Source organism: Mesorhizobium sangaii (assembly GCF_014207355.1).
Taxonomy (GTDB): Bacteria; Pseudomonadota; Alphaproteobacteria; order Rhizobiales; family Rhizobiaceae; genus Mesorhizobium; species Mesorhizobium sangaii.
In genome coordinates, this window is the sequence record NZ_JACHEF010000002.1 from 435,400 (window position 1) to 452,202 (window position 16,803).

A 16,803-nucleotide genomic window follows, 5' to 3' on the forward strand; every position below is an offset into this window, starting at 1 on the left:
CCCATAGGCGCGACCGTGTGTCACATCTTGGCCGGGACGTGGCGAGAGGGGCAGGATATGCGCGGCGAAGTGCTTCACTATGACGAGGAGCAGGGCTTCGGCTTCATCACCGGAGCCGACGGCAATCGCTACACCTTCACCCGCGAGAACCTGCGCCGGGAAACCGCCATGCCCAAGGGCACGGCCGTCGAGTTCCAGCCGGGCGGCGGGCAGGCGCGCGACGTCTTTTCGATCGCCACCCAGACCGCAGCCCCTGCCGTCGACGCCAACATGAGCGCCGCGCAGCCTCAAGCCGGCAAACCGGCTGCGGCCGGTGCACCCCAGGCCCAGCATTTCGGCCGCTCTTCCGAGCCTGCCGAACCCACCGATTTGTGGGGCTATTTCTGGCGCGGCGTGACGCGGAACTACTTCAACTTCGCCGGCCGCGCACGGCGCAAGGAATATTGGGGCTACTGCCTGTTTTGGACGGTTTGCCTGCTGATCATCGGTGGCATCGGCCTGTTCACCGATACGGATATGGGCCATTTCGACAGCGACGTATCGGCGGCGGTGACCGTTGGCCTGTGCGGCACCTTCCTGCTCGCGACATTTCTGCCCAGCCTCGGCATGATCGTGCGCCGGCTGCACGACATAGGCCTGTCGGGCTGGCTCTGTCTGGTGATCCTCATCCCCACCATCGGCAGCCTGATCATCCTGGTCTTCGCGCTGATCCCGACACAGGTGAGGGAAAACCAATGGGGACCGGTACCGGCGGGTATCAGGGTTTAGCTGGTGACGTGCGTATTGCAATTATAGACAACCCTGAGTAGTATTGCATGATGCAAGGGGGGCAGGGCATGCGCGGCACGGTGTTCCACTACGACCAGGATCAGGACTACGGCTACATCAACGGTATCGACGGCAAGCGCTATATCTTTTCCCGCGATGATTTGAGCCAGCAGGAGACCCTTGTCAGGGGCACTCTTGTCGAGTTCCAACCAGGCGACGGCACGGCGCACGACATAGTCGCCGTCGCCTCAACCACTCCGTCGCCAAGTACCGGTCAGCCACGGCAGGCCGTCGTGCCGAAAACCGGCCTGTTGCGTCGGTTGGACTGTGGGCTTATTTCTGGCGCGCGGTGATTGCGGACTACAGCAATTTCAACGGACGCGCCCGTCGCAAGGAATTCTGGGCCTTCTGGCTGTTCTACACCCTTGGGATATTCGCACTCTTAGGGTTCGGAATACTCGCTGAGCTGGCGATCAACGGCTTCGAAGCCAACGCAGACGGGTCGCCGATAGGGTTCATAGGGTTCATACCCCTCCTGGTTTTCATTTCAGGATTGGTCCTGCCATCGATTGCGCTCGTCGTGCGGCGCGCGCATGGGTTTGAGCGGCTGGTTTGCCCTGCTCTGCTTCATGCCGCCCATTAGCAGCATTGCCTTGCTGGTCTTCGGATTTATGCAGTCTCAGGTGGGCGACAACCCCTGGGGGCGGGTGCCGGCGGGCGTCAGGGTTTAGCCGCCTTAAGTGCCTCTCCCGAAAGCCTGAGAAAGACCTTTTGGCCGTGGCGCTCGGCGCCGAGCCGGTCGTAGAAGCGTAGCGCGCCCTCGTTCCAGTCCTCGGTCGTCAGGTCGATACGGCCAATGCCATGGCGCCGGCAATGGTCGGCGAGAAAGCCGATCAGCGCCCGGCCGACGCCGGCGTTGCGAGCCTTGTCGCGCACGAACAGGTCCTTGAGGAACAGCAACCGCTCGAGATCGATGCCGGGATGCGCGATCGCCACCGACGCCAGGCCGCTCACCTCTCCCTCGACGAAGGCCAGCGCGAAATGCGGATAGGCCGGACTTTCCTCGCCGAGCCATTTCCGCGCCGCAGACAAGGCCCGCTCGTGGTCGAGCGGCGGCTGCTGGTAATGCACGGCCATCTCGCACAGCAGGGTGGCGAGCGCCGTCGCGTCCTCGATCGTCGCCCAGCGGACGTCGACCGCCACGCGATCAGCCGAGGAATTTGGCGATGATCGCGTCGCCCATCTCCACGGTGCCGACCTCGGTCATGCCCGCCGACAGGATGTCCTTGGTGCGCAAGCCTTCGTCGAGCACGGCGGCGATCGCGGCTTCCACACGGTCGGCTTCCTCGACCATGCCGAAGGAATAACGCAGGCACATGGCGAAGGAGGCGATCATGGCGATCGGGTTGGCGATGCCCTTGCCGGCAATGTCCGGCGCCGAACCGTGCACCGGCTCATAGAGCGCCTTGCGCTTCTTGGTCTTGACATCCGGCGCGCCGAGCGAGGCCGACGGCAGCATGCCGATCGAGCCGGTCAGCATCGCGGCGATGTCGGACAGCATGTCGCCGAACAGATTGTCGGTGACGATGACGTCGAATTGCTTGGGCCAGCGCACCAGTTGCATGCCGCCGGCATCGGCCAGCATGTGGTCGAGCTTGACGTCGGGGTAACGCGCCTTGTGGGTCTGGGTGACGACCTCGTTCCACAGCACGCCCGATTTCATGACGTTGCGCTTTTCCATCGAGGTGACATGGTTCTTGCGGGTGCGCGCCAGCTCGAAAGCGACGCCCGAAATGCGCTCGATCTCGAACGTGTCGTAGACCTGGGTGTCGATGCCGCGCTTCTGGCCGTTGCCGAGATCGATGATCTGCTTGGGCTCGCCGAAATAGACGCCACCGGTCAGCTCGCGCACGATCAATATGTCGAGGCCTTCGACCACCTCCTGCTTGAGCGACGAGGATGCGGCGAGTGCCGGATAACAGATGGCGGGGCGCAGATTGGCGAACAGCTCCATGTCCTTACGCAGCCGCAGCAGGCCGGCTTCGGGGCGCACCTCGTAGGGCACGGCATCCCATTTCGGCCCGCCGACGGCGCCGAACAGCACCGCGTCGGCCGCCATCGCCTTTGCCATGTCGGCATCGGAAATCGCCGCGCCATGCGCATCGTAGGCGCAGCCGCCGACCAACCCATCCTCGGTGGCAAAGCCGCTGCCGAGCTTGTCGTTCATGACGGCGATCAGCTTCTTGACTTCGGCCATCGCCTCCGGACCGATGCCGTCGCCGGCGAGCAGGAAAAGATGCTTCGTTGCCATGGAGAACCGTCCTGGAAAGAATTGAACCGCGGCCTTGCTAAACGCCAAGCGCCCGGCGCGCAAGCCTGCGCGTTACAACGGCGATCACCGATGCGAGAGAATGTTGACCAGCCGGCCGAATGGATCGCGCACATAAAAGCGCCGCACACCCCAGGGCTCGTCCGCCGGGCCGTATTCGATGGCAAAGCCGGCCGCCTTCATGGCGTCGAGCGCCGCATCGACATCGTCGACCTCGATCGAGAGATCCGGTACCGGAGAACCGGAGCCGCCTTCGACGGCGAAGCTGATCTGGACTTTCATTTTGTCTTGCGAGCCCAAGGTCCTGATCCAGCCATGGTCCATGACCACGTCGAGGCCGAGCACCTCCCGGTAGAAGCGCATCGCCGCCGCGATGTCCGGTGTCTCGATGTTGGCGACGATACGCAGGACTTTCATCGCCGCCTTTCATGCCGTGCGCCGCAGCGCCGTCACTTCGATCTCGATCTTCATTTCCAGCTTGTTGAGCTGGCAAACGATCATCGTCGCCGCCGGCCTGACGTCGCCGAACGTTTCGCCCAGGATCGGGAAGACGATGTCCACGAAAGCCTGGTCGGTGATGTAGTAATGCGCACGCACCACGTCGGCCATCTCGAAGCCGCCGTCCTGCAGCGCCTTGCTGATCGTCGCCAGGCAGTTGCGCGTCTGCGCCTCGACCGTGTCCGGCATCGTCATCGTCGCATAGTCATAGCCGGTCGTTCCAGAGACGAAGCACCAGTCGCCCTGCACTACCGCGCGCGAATAGCCGGCAGTCTTTTCGAACGGGGAGCCGGTGGAAATCAGTTTTCGCATGGGGTGCCTCGCAGCATTGTGGCGATCATTTTGCCGGGAACAGGTCGGGCCTGCCATGGGCCAGACGGGATTGGCTGTTGTCGCGACGATGGCGGATATGTTGAGATTCAGGTCAGGCCGCGCCGAAAATGGTGAGCTCCGAGAACCGGAGCGGAGCGTACTTTTGGGTACGTGAGCACCGGAAGCGCAGGAGCCCGCCGTTTGCAGGCCGGCATCACCTGAATATCAACATATCCTAGTTCGCCGACCCCAGCGCCTTGTCCAGTGCCTCCTTCACATCGGCCGGCCATGTCGTTACCGCCGGCCAGGCGTTCGGCTGGCCATTGTCGCCGCGGCGGGCGAAATAGAGCTTGTGCTGGGCCGGGTCGACCGCCATGAAGCCGTCATTGCCGCCGCAGTCATGCGGCACGCAGCCACTGGCGTAGAAGGCGCCCGAAGCGGTCTTTTCCGTGCCGCCGCCGACCAGCAGGCTGGTCGCCATGTCGGGCATGTCCTTGCCGAGCAGCTTTTGCGCTTCCTTGTAGACGGCCTCGTTGTGGAAGGCGTCGATGATGTTCTGGTATTTCTCCGGATTGATGTCTTTCCAGTCGGTGCCCGGTTCCGGCATGTAGGTCAGATTGCCTGAAGTCGTCAGCCCCTCGGTCGGCGACCATTGCAAAGCCGGCTTCTCATCGCCAGGCAACAGATAGGGCACGAAATAGATGGCGTTGTCGGACACCGCCGACGGCGGCGCGCCGCACTCGTCCTGCTCGACCGTCGTGCTCTGGATGGTGCCGCCTTCCGGCTTCCAGACGATCACCGTGGCCGGGCCGCATTGATTGCCACCGTCGCCGACATCGAACAGCGCCACCTTGACGCCGCCGACCTCGACTATTTTGTCGAAGTAGACGTCATAATTGCTCGCCAACTGCTGGCCGTCATAGGCAAGCACTTTCTCGCCGTCCTGTTCCGGCTGGGTGATGGTCAGCTGGCCGCCTTCGAATGGCACGGGCGCCTGCTTGTCGTCATCGGAAGCATCGGCGGCGCCTGTACCCTGGTCGGTGGCCGGTTTCTCGGCCGACGGCGCCAGCTGCGCCGCGGGCGTCTGCGTCTGGGCATAAGCGCTCGTCGCAGGCAGCAGGAAAAGGGCCAGCCCGCAAGCGCCGGCAATAAGCGAACGAGTCATGGTGATCCTCCGTTTCGTCAGATCATATCCAGCCGGGAATGAAACGCCAGTCCGCACCACTGGGCGACTGGGCGGCGAGATTTCAAGGGCGGATAGCCTTTTGCATCGCGGGACAGCGCCCCCCTCTGGCCTGCCGGCCATCTCCCCCGCAAGTGGGGAGATCGGATGTCACGGATGCCATTGCCAATCACCAACGTCGCAGAGACGGGCGGAACGCCGACGTTGCCAATCTCCCCCCTTGCGGGGGAGATGCCCGGCAGGGCAGAGGGGGGTGGGAAGGATCGCGACAGAACAGAACGGCCTTTGCACCGCCCCTAATTCGGCGACCCCATCGCCTCGTCCAGCGCCGCCTTGACTTCGGCCGGCCAGGTCTGCACCGGCGGCCACACATCCATCATGGGCTTGCCACTGCTGCGGGCGAAATAGAGTTTTTGGTTGGTCGCGTCGACCGCCATGAAACCGTGATTGCCGCCGCAATTGTGCGGCGCGCAGCCGTCGAAATAGACGATGCCGGACGCGGTTGTTTTCGTCCCGCCGGCGGCCAGGAAACTGGCGGCCAGAACGGTCATGTCCTTGCCAAGCAAGGCGGCGGCGTCGCTGTAGACCGCCTCGTTGTGGAAAGCGTCGATCATGTCCTCATATTTCGACACGTCGACATCCTTCCAGCCCGTGCCGGGATCCGGCATGTAGGTGAGATTGCCCGCAATCGTCAGCCCGTCGGTGGGCGACCATTGCATCGCCCGCTTCGAGGCGCCCGGCAGCAGATAGGGGACGAAATAGATCACATTGTCGGTCACCGACGCCGGTGCGCCGCAGCCATCCTGCTCGACCGTGATACCTTGGATCGTGCCCCCTTTCGGCTTCCACACGATCATCACCGGGGGACCGCAGAGATGGTCGATATTGCCGTCGCCGACATCGACCAGCGCCACTTCAGTGCCGGCGATGTCGACGATCCTGTCGAAGAAGACGTCATAATTGCTCGCCAGCTTCTGGCCGTCGTATGCGAGCACCTTTTCGCCGTCCGGCTCCTGCTGGGTGATGGTAAATTGACCGCCCTCGAACGGGATCGGCGCCTGCTGGTCGATGACAGGCGGCTGGGCGAACAGGCTCGTTACCGGCAGCAGGGTCAACACCAGCCCGCAGGCGCCGGCAACAAGCCAACGTGTCATGACAGATCCTCGTCCTGCCCGAAGCGAAGACCCGCCGTCGGCGCTGCGTTGCGGTTCAGGCCGCGTGTTTCAGGCCCAGGGACGCTGCTCGGCGTTCTTCTTCTCGAACGAAGCGATGGCGCCGGCCTTCTCCATGGTCAGGCCGATATCGTCGAGGCCATTCAGCATACAGTGCCGCTTGAAATCGTCGAGGTCGAACGCGACCACGCCGCCGTCCGGCCCGCGGATTTCCTTGGCCTCCAGGTCGATCGACAGAGTGGCGTTGGAGCCGCGCGAGGCGTCATCCATCAGCTTTTCGAGATCCTCGGGGCTGACGGTGATCGGCAGCACGCCGTTCTTGAAACAGTTGTTGTAGAAGATGTCGGCGAACGAGGTCGAGATGACGCAGCGAATGCCGAAATCGAGCAGCGCCCAGGGCGCGTGCTCGCGGCTCGAACCGCAGCCGAAATTGTCGCCGGCGACCAGGATCTGCGCCTTGCGGTAGGCCGGCTTGTTGAGCACGAAATCCGGATTCTCCGAGCCGTCGTCATTGTAGCGCATTTCGGCGAACAGGCCGGTGCCAAGCCCGGTGCGCTTGATCGTCTTGAGATAATCCTTGGGGATGATCATGTCGGTGTCGACATTGACGATCGGCATTGGAGCGGCGACGCCGGTGAGCTTGGTGAATTTTTCCATGGCTTTTGCCCGTGTTCTTGTTTCGGGGAGATTGCTGAGGCACGCTTTACACAAAGCCGCGGGCAAATAAAAGGCAACTGTTCGTGCAGGATGGCCAGCTGCGCAAAACGGCTTCGAATTCGCCGCCCGATGGTGCAGTCTGCGTTCATGGCGCCAAACTCTCACGTTCTCTATGCCCGCGAGCCCGCGCTCGACATCGCCGAATTCCGCCGTGTGTTGGTGGAATCCGGCCTCGGCGAGACCCGGCCTGTCGATGACGACACTCGCCTGCAGGCGATGCTGACGGGCGCCAACCTGGTGCTGACGGCGCGTCTCGATGTGGAGGGCAAGCCGCTGATCGGCGTTGCCCGCGCCCTCACCGACTTCTCCTGGGTCTGCTACATCTCCGAGCTCGCCGTTTCCCAATCGGCGCAGGGGCTCGGCATCGGCAAAGGCCTGATGGACGAGGCAAGGCGGCAACTCGGACCGTCCGTCGCCTCAGCCTGATCTCGATGCCCGACGCCGTCGGCTTCTACGAACGCATCGGCATGACGCGCATGCCCGACGCCTTCTGGTTCTCCCGCAAGAGCTGACATTTTTTCCCCTTGCGATCCCATCCTGGCGCCAACGGCGTGAAATCTGCATCTTGACATGCAACCAAATGGTTGCATATTAAGGTCATGAGCATGGATGCCGTCTTTCGCGCCTTGGCCGACCCGACACGCCGGCAATTGCTGGACAACCTCCATGCCCGGAACGGGCAGACGCTGAACGCGCTGTGCGCGGAGATGGACATGACACGCCAGGCGGTGACCAAGCACCTGGCGATCCTGGAGGAAGCCAACCTCGTCACCACGCTCCGCAAGGGACGCGAGAAAGAGCACTACCTCAACCCGGTTCCGATCAACGAGATCGCCGAACGCTGGATCGGCAAGTTCGAGCGCCATCGGCTGGATGCATTGAGTGACCTGAAGAAACGCCTCGAAAGGGAAGACTGATGAGCAACAGCTTCGTTTACGTGACCTACATCCGCACCACCCCCGAAAAACTCTGGGAGGCGCTGACCGACCCGGAGTTCAACCGGCAGTTCTTCCTCTGCTCCTATCAGGAGAGCGAGTGGAAGGTCGGCTCCAGCTGGAAACTGATCTTCCCCGACGGCAGCGTCGCCGACAGCGGCGAGATCCTCGAAATCGACCCGCCGCGACGCCTGGTCATCAAATGGCGCAATGAATGGATGCCGGAGGTCAAGGAAGACGGCTACACGCGCTGCACCTTCGCCATCGAACAGGACGGCGAGTTGATGAAGCTTGCCGTCACCCACGAGGCCGACGGCCCGCACCGGCTGATCCCGAATGTCACCAAGGGCTGGCCGCTGGTGCTGGCGAGCCTCAAGAGCCTGCTCGAGACCGGCAAGGGTTTCGAGCGTCCGCCATCGAAAGGGTGAAAGGCTCGTTTCGATACCGAAACCAAAACCGATGCGGAGGCACCGATGATACACGTCCTCGGGGTACAGAGCATGACGAATGGCGAGACGATCATGGCGTCGGCCGAGATCGAAGCGCCTGTGGAACGCATGTTCCGCGCGCTGGTCACGAGAGAAATCGAGCAATGGTGGGGGTCCGCCGACACCTATCGCATGGCCGACTGGTCGGCCGACCTTCGCGTCGGCGGCCGCTGGACGGTTGCCGTCCGCACGGCCGACGGCAGGGACTTGCCGGCCGGCGGCGAATTCCTCGAGATCGAAGCGCCGCGCCGGATCGTGCAGACGCGAGCCTATGCCTGGGACCATCCGACGCTTGGCCGGCGGCAAACCACGGTCGCCTGGCTGCTTGAGCCGACCGCCAAGGGCACGCGCCTCACCATCTGCCATGGCGGCTTTGCCGGCCTGAGCGATGCGGCGGCCGAGCATGCCGAGGGTTGGGGCCGGGTGCTGGCCTGGCTGCAGGCGTATTTCGACGCTGACAGGCTGGTGGCGGCTTAGCCGAGCGTCTTCCCTTCTCCCCCTGTGGGAGAAGGGAGAGGCCGCGCCTGGCCTCTCTCAAATCACATTCAATTCCCTAAACGCCCGTCCTTCCGCAACCCGGCCATAGCCAAACGCCGAGCAATCCACCGTGCGGTAGCCGCCATGCACGATCAGCTCGGCCAGCGCCTTGCCGACGGCCGGCGCCTGCTGCAGGCCATGGCCGGAAAAGCCGTTGGCGAACAGGAAATTCGTCACCTGCGGATGCGGGCCGATCACCGCATTCTGGTCGAGCGTGTTGTAGTCGTAGTGGCCGGCCCAGGCGCGGGTCGGCTTGATCGCCTCGAAGGCCGGAATGCGGGTGGCCAGCACCGGCCAGATCACCTCTTCGAACAGCGGCCAGTCGACATCGAAATCCTGGGGATCGGCGGGCCCGTCGCCCTCTTCCGGCTCGGCGCCGGCGGTGATGTAGACCGAGCCTTCCGGCCTGAGCCAGATGCCGCTAGGGTCGACCAGCAGCGGCATGTCGGCATATTTCTCGCGCGCCTCGAAGACGAAGACGTTGCGCTTGCGCGGCTCGACCGGCAGCGCCAGCCCGGCCATCGCAGCCACCATGCCGGCATTCGGTCCGGCGGCATTGATGACGATGCCGGCCTCGAGTTTTTCCCCATTGTCGAGACTGACACTGGTCACACTCTGGCCCTGCCGCTCGATGCCGGTGACGTCAGCGGTGATGAAATCGACCTTCTTCTCGCGCAGCGCCTTGCGGAACAGCATCAGCATCGCATGCGCGTCGAACCAGCCCTCGCCGGTCCGGCCATAGGCGCCGGCGGTAATGCCTTCGGCCGACAGCCAGGGGAAGCGACGCACCAAGGCGTCGGCATCCTCAAGCAGGATGTCGGCGCCCTCGGCGATCTGCGCCTGGTGATTGGCTTTCAGGATCGGCAGCCCGTTCTCGCCGGCGAGGATGAGATAGCCGCCTTCGTGGAAACCGATATCGGCGTCCGCGCCGAACTCATCCTTCAGCCGCCGGAACAGTTTCAGCGTGAACTGCGACAGGCGAATGTTTTCCGGGATCGAGAATTGCTGGCGGATCGAGGCGCAGGACAGCGTCGTCGCCGCATGCGCAAATTGCGGATCGCGCTCGACAAGCGCGATGGAGCCAGAAAACCCCTCCTCGCGCAGATAGTAGGCGATCGAGGATCCAACGATGGCCCCGCCGATGATGACGATGTCGTAGCGCACGCTTTTTATGCCCTTTCCGGTTCGAGCCGCTGATCGAGAGTCACGCGGTTGGCAAGATAATCTCGAAGCGCGTGCCGCGTTCGGAGTCAACCGGCCGGATCATACCATCATGCGCTTTCAGGAGGGCCAGCACGATGCCGAGGCCCATTCCGGTGCCGCCGGAATCGCGGCGCGTGGTGAAGAATGGTTCGAAGATGCGCGCCCGGTTGCTCGGCGAAATGCCGGCGCCGTCGTCGCTGACCAGGATGGTCGCCTTGCCGGCGGTATTCGCCGCCGTGACCAAAACCTGCGTCGCGCCATGCCTTGCCGAATTGTCGATGAGATTGGCAAGCACGATTGCCGCGTTCTCGGCCGATATGCGCAAACCGATCTCGCCGCCGGCCTCGAGGCGAACCGCCAGCCTGTTGTCGACGGGCAGCAGGGCCAGCACTGCACCAATCGAGGTGCTTTCGCCGCTCGGTGCGAGGTTTTCGGCCCGCGCCAGGTCGAGCAGGCGGCGCACCAGCAGGTTGAGCCGCCCCGCATCGGTGACGATGTTGTTGGAGAAGCGCCGCCGCTCGGCCTCGTCCATCGCCGACCCGGAATCGCGCAGCAGCTCGGCCGCGCCCTGGATCGCCGTCAGCGGCGATTTGAGCTCATGCGAGACATGGGTGGCAAAGGTCTGGATCGAGTCCGATCGCGCCTGCAGTTTTTCGGCCATGTCGAGGAAGGCGGCGGAAAGCTCCGCCATCTCGTAGGTGCCGTGGTGATCGAGCGGCTTGATGGCCTGGCGGTCGCCGGCGGCGATGCGCTGGGTGCGGTCGATCAGCGCATAGATCGGCCGGCTGACGGTGCGCAGGAAGACCAGGCCGATGAGCAGCGTGCCGCCGAGGATGGCGATTGCCGCCAGGGTGACCTTGCCGCGCTCGCCATAGAGATGCTTGACGATGTTGTTGGGGGTCCGCGACACATAGACCACACCGGCGACCTGCCCAGCGACGGCCACCGGCAGGGCGACGAAGACACGCACCTTGGTGCCGCGGCTGACCGAATAGAGCGGTGGCGCAGGCTGGTCGGGAATGCGCAGCCTGAGCGCGCTGGCATAGCGGCCGGCAAGGGCCTCGCGCACCTCTTCGACCCCGCCAAGCGACTGCCCGACCTCGCCACGTCCGGCAATGACGACGCCGGTGGGATCGAGCAGCCGGAAGCCGGCCAGCGTGGTTTGCTGCGTGGCGTCGAGAATGCCGGACAGCCGCGCGCCGATCGCGGCAAAGGCGGGATCGATGATGGCAGGCATCGCCGCTGGCCGCGTTGGCAGCACGGTGTCGGAAGCGAGATCGAGCTGCGGCTCGATCGGCCTGTACGGAGGGTCCGGATCGACGCTGCGACTCGCATCCGCGCTTGCCCGCGGCATCGGCGCGCCGAGTTTTTCCGTCGGGATTCCGGCATCGCGCACGTCCTGCGCATAGATGGCGGCGATGGCGGCACCTTGCGCGATGAGTTCGGCCTCGGTTTGGCGGATCAGCTGGTTCTCGTAGAGCCGGAAGAAGAACAGGCCGACCAGCGGCAAGGCCATCACCAGGATCAGGATGGCAACGACGACCGTGGCAAGGCGCGGCCGCCATTTGCGGCCGATCCATTTGCTGGAGGCCGTCAGCCGCATCGGCCGAGCCGGAAGCCGACGCCATGCACGGTCTCGATGGCATCCAGGCAACCCGCCGCCGCCAGCTTGGCGCGGATGTTGCGGATATGGCTGTCGACCGTGCGGCCGGCGACATGAATGTTGGCGGCATAGGCGTTTGCCATCACCGCGTCGCGGTCGAGCACATGTGTCGGCCGCGCCAAAAACCCCTTCAGGATCGAGAACTCGATCCCGGTCAGGGCTAGCGGCTTGCCGTCGAAGCTGGCGGCGTGGCTGGCCGGCGCCAGAGCGAGCTTGCCATGCGCGAACTGCCTGTCGTCGGCCGGTTCGGGCGGCACCGGGCGGGCGCGCCGCAGGATGACGTTGACGCGGGCGACGAGCTCGCGCGGGCTGAACGGTTTGGTCACATAGTCGTCGCCGCCCATTTCGAGCCCGAGGATGCGGTCGATCTCCTCGTCGCGCGCGGACAGGAACAGCACCGGCACGTCGGATGTGTGCCGCAGCCGCCGGCAGACCTCCAGCCCGTCCATCTCCGGCATGCCGATGTCGAGCACGACGAGATCCGGCGCCCGGCGTCCGATCTCCTGCAAGGCGGCGGCGCCGTCGGCCACCCCAAGCGTTTTCATGCCGGCCTTTTCCAGCGCGAAGCAGATCACCTCGCGGATATGCGGGTCATCGTCGGCGACGAGGATGTGATGCGGCATCGGTCAGCGGCCCGGCAAGGAAGGTTGCGAAGGCTGAGGAAGCACGAGCGACCCCTTGCTGTCGAGATAGCGAAGCAGGCGCCAGTCGCGAAAGCTCCAGGCCCGCCAGTTTTCCTGAACGGTGCGATACCAGTCTTCGTCGCTGCCGCGCCGCCCTGCCAGTTCGCGGAAGACCGAATTGTTAGCGGCTCGACTCTGATGATCGAGGAAGCGATCCAGCGCCGGAAACGCGCCCGGACCGAGCGAGCGCAGATACCAGGCATCGAGCGAAATGCCCTGGCCGGTCATTTCGAGGGAGTGGTCGACATTGTAGTTGGCGATCAGCGCGGCAAAGTTGATGAAACAGCAGGCATAAAGCGTCAGGGATAACGTCAGAAGATTGGCGGAGAACAGCCATTCATTGGATTTTCCCAGCGCGATGCGGGCGATGATCAGCGCAAGACCTGATGCCACCAGCCCCATCCAGACGAAGGCCGCGATGCGCCAGTAGGTCAGCGCGTAGATGCCGACATAGAGATCGAGCCGCAGGATCGACGAGATGACCAGCATGATGTTCTGCGCCACCCAGGCATAGACCAGCCGGCGGATAAGCGGATCCCCCGATGTTTCGCTTCCCGGCCTGAGCGCCGCCAGCACAAAGCCGGCGGCAAGCAGTGCGGTGACGATCAGAGGATAGGCGCCGCGATGCGCATAGGCGGCGTAGCTCAAGCCGTCGGGAAGGGCGACCCCACCCCACAGATAGGTGGCATCGAGCCCGGTCTGCAGCGCGAACAGCACGTTGAAGACGATCAAGGCGCGCAGTATGGCTGCCTTGCCGAACACGATGTCCTCGACGACGTGCCTTTGCGGATTGGTCGCCGGTTGAGCACCGGCAAGGGGATTGTTTGGCCGGGAGCCGCGCTGCCGAAAGCGCGGCAGGCGTGGCCGCAGAAAGGCCCAGACACAGGCCAGCACGAACAGCCAGAAGGCAATCCGCGTGATTTGGATGAGATCGAGCAGCTTCAGAAGGTCGATCAGCGACAGCCAGTATTCAATGACGGGATTGGCGGCGCCGAACAGCGCCAGGAAGACGGCGCCCAGCGTCAGCGGCATCACCCAGACGGCGATCGCCGCCAGCCGGATGCGGCGCCGGCCGAACCGGCGCGCCGCCCTGCGCCAGCGGATGAAGTCACCAACAAACCGGAACGGCGCCGCCAGCCCGAACAGTGCGATCTGGCCGGAAATGCGGGCCAGGCTGTGCCGCAGCCGGCCGCTCAGCGAAAGCGCGAACACGGCCAGCGCCGCAAGCGCGATCGATACCGACAGCGCGCTGACATTTTCGGCGAGCGGCAGCAGCGCGACAAGCAGCGCGGTGGGCTTGATCCACAGCCTGCGGTCACTGAAGGCAGCGGGATGCACGGCCACCACCGCGGCGGCAATCAGGATGGCGAACAGGAAAACCGTGATGCCGGCGGGCTGGCCGTAGAACAGAAAATCCGCCAGCACGACCAGCAGCACGGCAACACCGAAGCGGCCGCAATAGCTCGGCGCGGCAGAGACGAACGCTGTCATGACCTGGCCCTGCTGACGGCTTCCAGCCGGACTGTCGGCGGGCACTTGCGGGCAAAAGGGATGAGGATCGCCACGGGGTTCGCGCGCGGAGGATCGACCAGCCACCAGCCTTCGCTGCGCAACCGGTAAGGAAGGGACCAACGGGGTTTTGCTCGGTTCTGCATGCCGCCTGTCTCGCAGGCCGGCAGGGAGATGGCGGGGCGGATCGGAGGAGGTTTTCCGCAAGCCTGTGCAGTTTTCGTGCAGGGCTGGAGACGACTTGCCTCGACAATCCACAGACGGCATAGATCAGCCATGGAAACCTATCGCCCGCGCCGCTCGGTGCTCTACATCCCGGCCTCCAACGACAAGGCGCTGGCCAAGATCCCCCAGCTTGCTTGCGATGCCGTCATCGTCGACCTGGAAGATGGCGTCGCCCCGGCCGACAAGATCGCCGTGCGTGAAAAACTGGCCGGCATCTTCGCCAACCGCCCCGTTGCCAACCACTTTGGCCGGCGCTGCGAGATGGTGGTGCGCATCAATGCGCTGGCCAGCGAATGGGGCGCCGACGACCTGCTGGCCGTCGCAAGCTGCGAGCCCGACGGCATCCTGTTGCCCAAGGTCGACACGCCGCGCGACTTGCTCGAGGCCGGCGATGTGCTTGACGACAATTTTGCCCCCGACGGCGTGAAACTATGGGCGATGATCGAGACGCCCAAGGCGCTGCTCAACATCGGCCCCATTGCCGAACTTGGCCGCGATCCGGCTTCGCGGCTGGCTTGTTTCGTTGCCGGAACGAACGATCTGCTCAACGGCACCGGCGTGATGGCGACGCCCGACCGGCGCTATCTCGTGCCGTGGCTGATGCAGATGGTGCTGGCCGCGCGGGCCGGCGGCCTCGATATACTCGACGGCGTCTCCAACGATTTCCGCGACCTCGACGCCTTCGCCCACGAATGCACGGAAGCGGCGGCCATGGGGTTCGACGGCAAGAGCCTCATCCATCCGGCCCAGATCGAAGCGGCGAACCTGGCGTTCGCGCCTTCCATTGGAGCCGTGGCCGAGGCACGCCTGGTGAAGGATGCCTTTGCGCTTCCGGAAAATGCTGGCAAGGGCGTGATTGCGCTGAATGGAAAAATGGTCGAGAGGCTGCACCTGGCACAAGCTGAAAAACTGCTGGCGAAGGCGGCGGCCATCGGCGCATGATATCAGCCCTATGCTCGCGGGCTATGGGCACTCACGACAGGAATTTGACGGATGAAACTCTACCGCTTTCTCACTGGCCCTGACGATGCCAGCTTCTGCCACAAGGTGACTGCGGCGCTGAACAAGGGCTGGCACCTGTTCGGCTCTCCGACCTATGCCTTCGACAAGAAGGCCAAGACGATGCGCTGCGGCCAGGCCGTGGTCAAGGATGTCGACGGTCAGGAATACGGGCCGGACACCAAGCTGAGTGATTGGTAGGCTTAAAGCTCCGGCGCAGGGTGTGTTGAGATTCAGGTCAGGCCGAGCCATTTGCAGGCCGGTATCACCTCAATATCAGCACACCTTAGGCAGCCTCGCCAATATCAAGCCGCACGGTAAGTCCGGCCAGTGCAGCAAGGTTGATCAACGTGTCCAGACTGAAATTCGCTATCCTGCCCCGCAGTAGGTCGCTCAGGCGTGGCTGGGTAATCCCAAGCCGGTTGGCTGCTTCGGCCTGCGTAACGTCCCAGCTCCGCACCCGCTGTTCAATCGCGATCAGCAAGTTGGAGCGCATGGTCATGTTCGCGGACTCGGCCGGAGTATCTTCCAGCGCATCCCACACGTTTTCAAAACTCTGACGGTCCACCGTCATACCTCCACTAGATTTGCTTTAACCGCGATGCGGCAAGATCCAAGTCTCGTTTCGCCGTCTGTTGCGTCTTCTTCTGAAAGGCGTGCAGCACATAGACGGCGTCACCTATGCTTGCGACATAAAGCACCCGGCGTCGTCACGGATACGGATTTCCCGCACGCCGGGGCCTACGTTCGTCATTGGCTTCCAGTCGCTTGGCTCGAGGCCGAGCTGGACCTTATGCAGCTGGACGCCTGTCTCCTTGCGCGCAAGAGAATCTCCAAGAAACTCCAGGCGCTTCGTCACCGGCATTGGGCAGCCTTATATCAAAACCTGTATAATTGAGCAAGGTGATAGGGAAGGACCGGGTCTAGCAAGACAGAAGTGGCACGAAGGAATGGGGCCAGTTTGCGAGCGCGTCTGCGGGCGGGACTCAGGCGCCGATCATTCCGCCGCCTCTTCGATCTTTTCCATATCGTCGTCCGACAGGCCGAAATGGTGGCCGATCTCGTGGATCAGCACGTGGGTGACGATGTCGCCCAGCGTTTCCTCGTTTTCGGCCCAGTAGTCGAGGATGGCGCGGCGGTAGAGCGTGATGCGGTTCGGGCCTTCGCCGGTCTGCGGGTTCCAGCGCTCGGCGATGCCGCGTCCCTCGAACAGGCCGAGCAGGTCGAAGGGCGTTTCCAGCGACAGGTCGTCCATGATCTCGTCGGTCGGGAACTCGGCGATCTGGATGACGATCTCGCCGGTCAGCTTGCGAAAATCCTCCGGCAGATGGGCGTAAGCTTCCAGCGCAAGGAACTCCATTTCCTCCATTGAGGGCGAAAGTTCGTCGTGCCAGCTGCGGGTCTTGTAGATGCGGGCCATGCTGTGTCCTTTGATCCCGGCATATAGGCTTTCGCACCGCAATCGGCAAATGGCGCGGGCGGCCAAGCCTCTGACAAGCCCCACGACAGGAATAAATTCCCCATGACTCTGCTTGACTCTTGGGGCCCCCTCTGGAATCTATAAGGAACATAACAGGAACAA

General features: G+C 63.7%; 21 protein-coding genes and 2 pseudogenes. 9 read left to right on the top strand and 14 right to left on the bottom strand.

What is annotated here, in order from left to right; all coding sequences use genetic code 11:
- Positions 1 to 57: 57 nt before the first annotated feature.
- From HNQ71_RS11285 to HNQ71_RS34820, 3 genes and pseudogenes are all read left to right on the top strand, one after another.
- Positions 58 to 768 (top strand): DUF805 domain-containing protein, encoded by a 711-nt coding sequence (locus HNQ71_RS11285; protein ID WP_184872655.1) that lies wholly within the window; start codon positions 58 to 60, stop codon positions 766 to 768.
- Between the two features lie 68 nt (positions 769 to 836).
- The gene (locus tag HNQ71_RS34815; protein WP_246461464.1) at positions 837 to 1,121 is read left to right on the top strand and encodes a hypothetical protein; all 285 of its coding nucleotides are present in this window, start codon (positions 837 to 839) and stop codon (positions 1,119 to 1,121) included.
- A pseudogene (locus HNQ71_RS34820) lies at positions 1,118 to 1,499 on the top strand (DUF805 domain-containing protein). The gene HNQ71_RS34815 and the pseudogene HNQ71_RS34820 overlap by 4 nt, the downstream one beginning before the upstream one ends.
- Here HNQ71_RS34820 and HNQ71_RS11295 read toward each other — a convergent pair.
- The 7 genes from HNQ71_RS11295 to leuD all read right to left on the bottom strand — a co-directional run bounded on the left by HNQ71_RS11295 (position 1,489) and on the right by leuD (position 6,919).
- Positions 1,489 to 1,971 (bottom strand): GNAT family N-acetyltransferase, encoded by a 483-nt coding sequence (locus HNQ71_RS11295; protein WP_184872656.1) that lies wholly within the window; start codon positions 1,969 to 1,971, stop codon positions 1,489 to 1,491. The pseudogene HNQ71_RS34820 and the gene HNQ71_RS11295 overlap by 11 nt on opposite strands.
- 4 nt (positions 1,972 to 1,975) lie before the next feature.
- Complete coding sequence (leuB, locus tag HNQ71_RS11300) at positions 1,976 to 3,079, bottom strand: 3-isopropylmalate dehydrogenase (protein WP_184872657.1); 1,104 nt, start codon at positions 3,077 to 3,079, stop codon at positions 1,976 to 1,978.
- Between the two features lie 84 nt (positions 3,080 to 3,163).
- Entirely contained in the window at positions 3,164 to 3,514 is a 351-nt protein-coding gene (locus HNQ71_RS11305; RefSeq protein WP_184872658.1) for a VOC family protein, read from the bottom strand.
- A 9-nt stretch (positions 3,515 to 3,523) separates the two neighbouring features.
- Positions 3,524 to 3,907, bottom strand: coding sequence for a RidA family protein (locus HNQ71_RS11310; protein ID WP_184872659.1), 384 nt, complete (start codon positions 3,905 to 3,907; stop codon positions 3,524 to 3,526).
- Between the two features lie 235 nt (positions 3,908 to 4,142).
- Positions 4,143 to 5,072 (bottom strand): hypothetical protein, encoded by a 930-nt coding sequence (locus HNQ71_RS11315; RefSeq protein ID WP_184872660.1) that lies wholly within the window; start codon positions 5,070 to 5,072, stop codon positions 4,143 to 4,145.
- A gap of 314 nt (positions 5,073 to 5,386) precedes the next feature.
- On the bottom strand, positions 5,387 to 6,244 hold the full coding sequence (locus tag HNQ71_RS11320) for a hypothetical protein (protein ID WP_184872661.1): 858 nt from the start codon (positions 6,242 to 6,244) through the stop codon (positions 5,387 to 5,389).
- A gap of 69 nt (positions 6,245 to 6,313) precedes the next feature.
- Positions 6,314 to 6,919: a 3-isopropylmalate dehydratase small subunit gene (leuD, locus tag HNQ71_RS11325; RefSeq protein ID WP_184872662.1), complete on the bottom strand. Its 606-nt coding sequence runs from the start codon at positions 6,917 to 6,919 to the stop codon at positions 6,314 to 6,316.
- 147 nt (positions 6,920 to 7,066) lie between these two features.
- On the opposite strand from leuD, the gene HNQ71_RS11330 reads away from it, so the two are divergent.
- The 4 genes from HNQ71_RS11330 (at position 7,067) to HNQ71_RS11345 (ending at position 8,879) form a co-directional block, all read left to right on the top strand.
- Positions 7,067 to 7,405, top strand: coding sequence for a GNAT family N-acetyltransferase (locus HNQ71_RS11330; protein WP_343068143.1), 339 nt, complete (start codon positions 7,067 to 7,069; stop codon positions 7,403 to 7,405).
- 179 nt (positions 7,406 to 7,584) lie between these two features.
- Complete coding sequence (locus tag HNQ71_RS11335) at positions 7,585 to 7,896, top strand: ArsR/SmtB family transcription factor (RefSeq protein ID WP_210333863.1); 312 nt, start codon at positions 7,585 to 7,587, stop codon at positions 7,894 to 7,896.
- Positions 7,896 to 8,342 carry an SRPBCC family protein gene (locus tag HNQ71_RS11340; RefSeq protein WP_184872664.1) on the top strand — a complete coding sequence of 149 codons (447 nt, stop codon included), beginning with the start codon at positions 7,896 to 7,898 and terminating at the stop codon, positions 8,340 to 8,342. The genes HNQ71_RS11335 and HNQ71_RS11340 overlap by 1 nt, the downstream gene beginning before the upstream one ends.
- A 45-nt stretch (positions 8,343 to 8,387) precedes the next feature.
- Complete coding sequence (locus tag HNQ71_RS11345) at positions 8,388 to 8,879, top strand: SRPBCC family protein (RefSeq protein ID WP_184872665.1); 492 nt, start codon at positions 8,388 to 8,390, stop codon at positions 8,877 to 8,879.
- 57 nt (positions 8,880 to 8,936) lie between these two features.
- Here HNQ71_RS11345 and HNQ71_RS11350 read toward each other — a convergent pair whose 3' ends face one another.
- From HNQ71_RS11350 to HNQ71_RS11365, 4 genes are read right to left on the bottom strand one after another with little or no spacing between them, the layout of a single operon-like run.
- A complete protein-coding gene (locus tag HNQ71_RS11350; RefSeq protein WP_184872666.1) occupies positions 8,937 to 10,103 on the bottom strand; it encodes an FAD-dependent oxidoreductase in 1,167 nt (388 codons plus the stop codon).
- Between the two features lie 40 nt (positions 10,104 to 10,143).
- Positions 10,144 to 11,745, bottom strand: coding sequence for an ATP-binding protein (locus tag HNQ71_RS11355; RefSeq protein WP_184872667.1), 1,602 nt, complete (start codon positions 11,743 to 11,745; stop codon positions 10,144 to 10,146).
- Positions 11,736 to 12,428, bottom strand: a complete 693-nt coding sequence (locus HNQ71_RS11360; protein ID WP_095083955.1) for a response regulator transcription factor — start codon at positions 12,426 to 12,428, stop codon at positions 11,736 to 11,738. The genes HNQ71_RS11355 and HNQ71_RS11360 overlap by 10 nt, the downstream gene beginning before the upstream one ends.
- A 3-nt stretch (positions 12,429 to 12,431) precedes the next feature.
- Complete coding sequence (locus HNQ71_RS11365; protein ID WP_184872668.1) at positions 12,432 to 13,979, bottom strand: DUF4153 domain-containing protein; 1,548 nt, start codon at positions 13,977 to 13,979, stop codon at positions 12,432 to 12,434.
- A gap of 294 nt (positions 13,980 to 14,273) precedes the next feature.
- Here HNQ71_RS11365 and HNQ71_RS11370 point away from each other — a divergent pair, with 294 nt between their 5' ends.
- The gene (locus HNQ71_RS11370; RefSeq protein WP_184872669.1) at positions 14,274 to 15,164 is read left to right on the top strand and encodes an HpcH/HpaI aldolase/citrate lyase family protein; all 891 of its coding nucleotides are present in this window, start codon (positions 14,274 to 14,276) and stop codon (positions 15,162 to 15,164) included.
- Between the two features lie 51 nt (positions 15,165 to 15,215).
- Positions 15,216 to 15,422, top strand: a complete 207-nt coding sequence (locus HNQ71_RS11375) for a DUF1737 domain-containing protein (RefSeq protein ID WP_184872670.1) — start codon at positions 15,216 to 15,218, stop codon at positions 15,420 to 15,422.
- 85 nt (positions 15,423 to 15,507) lie between these two features.
- Here HNQ71_RS11375 and HNQ71_RS11380 read toward each other — a convergent pair whose 3' ends face one another.
- The 3 genes and pseudogenes from HNQ71_RS11380 to HNQ71_RS11390 form a co-directional block, all read right to left on the bottom strand.
- Entirely contained in the window at positions 15,508 to 15,789 is a 282-nt protein-coding gene (locus HNQ71_RS11380; protein WP_184872671.1) for an XRE family transcriptional regulator, read from the bottom strand.
- 13 nt (positions 15,790 to 15,802) lie between these two features.
- Positions 15,803 to 16,086: pseudogene (locus tag HNQ71_RS11385) on the bottom strand (type II toxin-antitoxin system RelE/ParE family toxin).
- A 132-nt stretch (positions 16,087 to 16,218) separates the two neighbouring features.
- A complete protein-coding gene (locus tag HNQ71_RS11390) occupies positions 16,219 to 16,641 on the bottom strand; it encodes a metallopeptidase family protein (protein WP_095084388.1) in 423 nt (140 codons plus the stop codon).
- Positions 16,642 to 16,803: the final 162 nt, after the last annotated feature.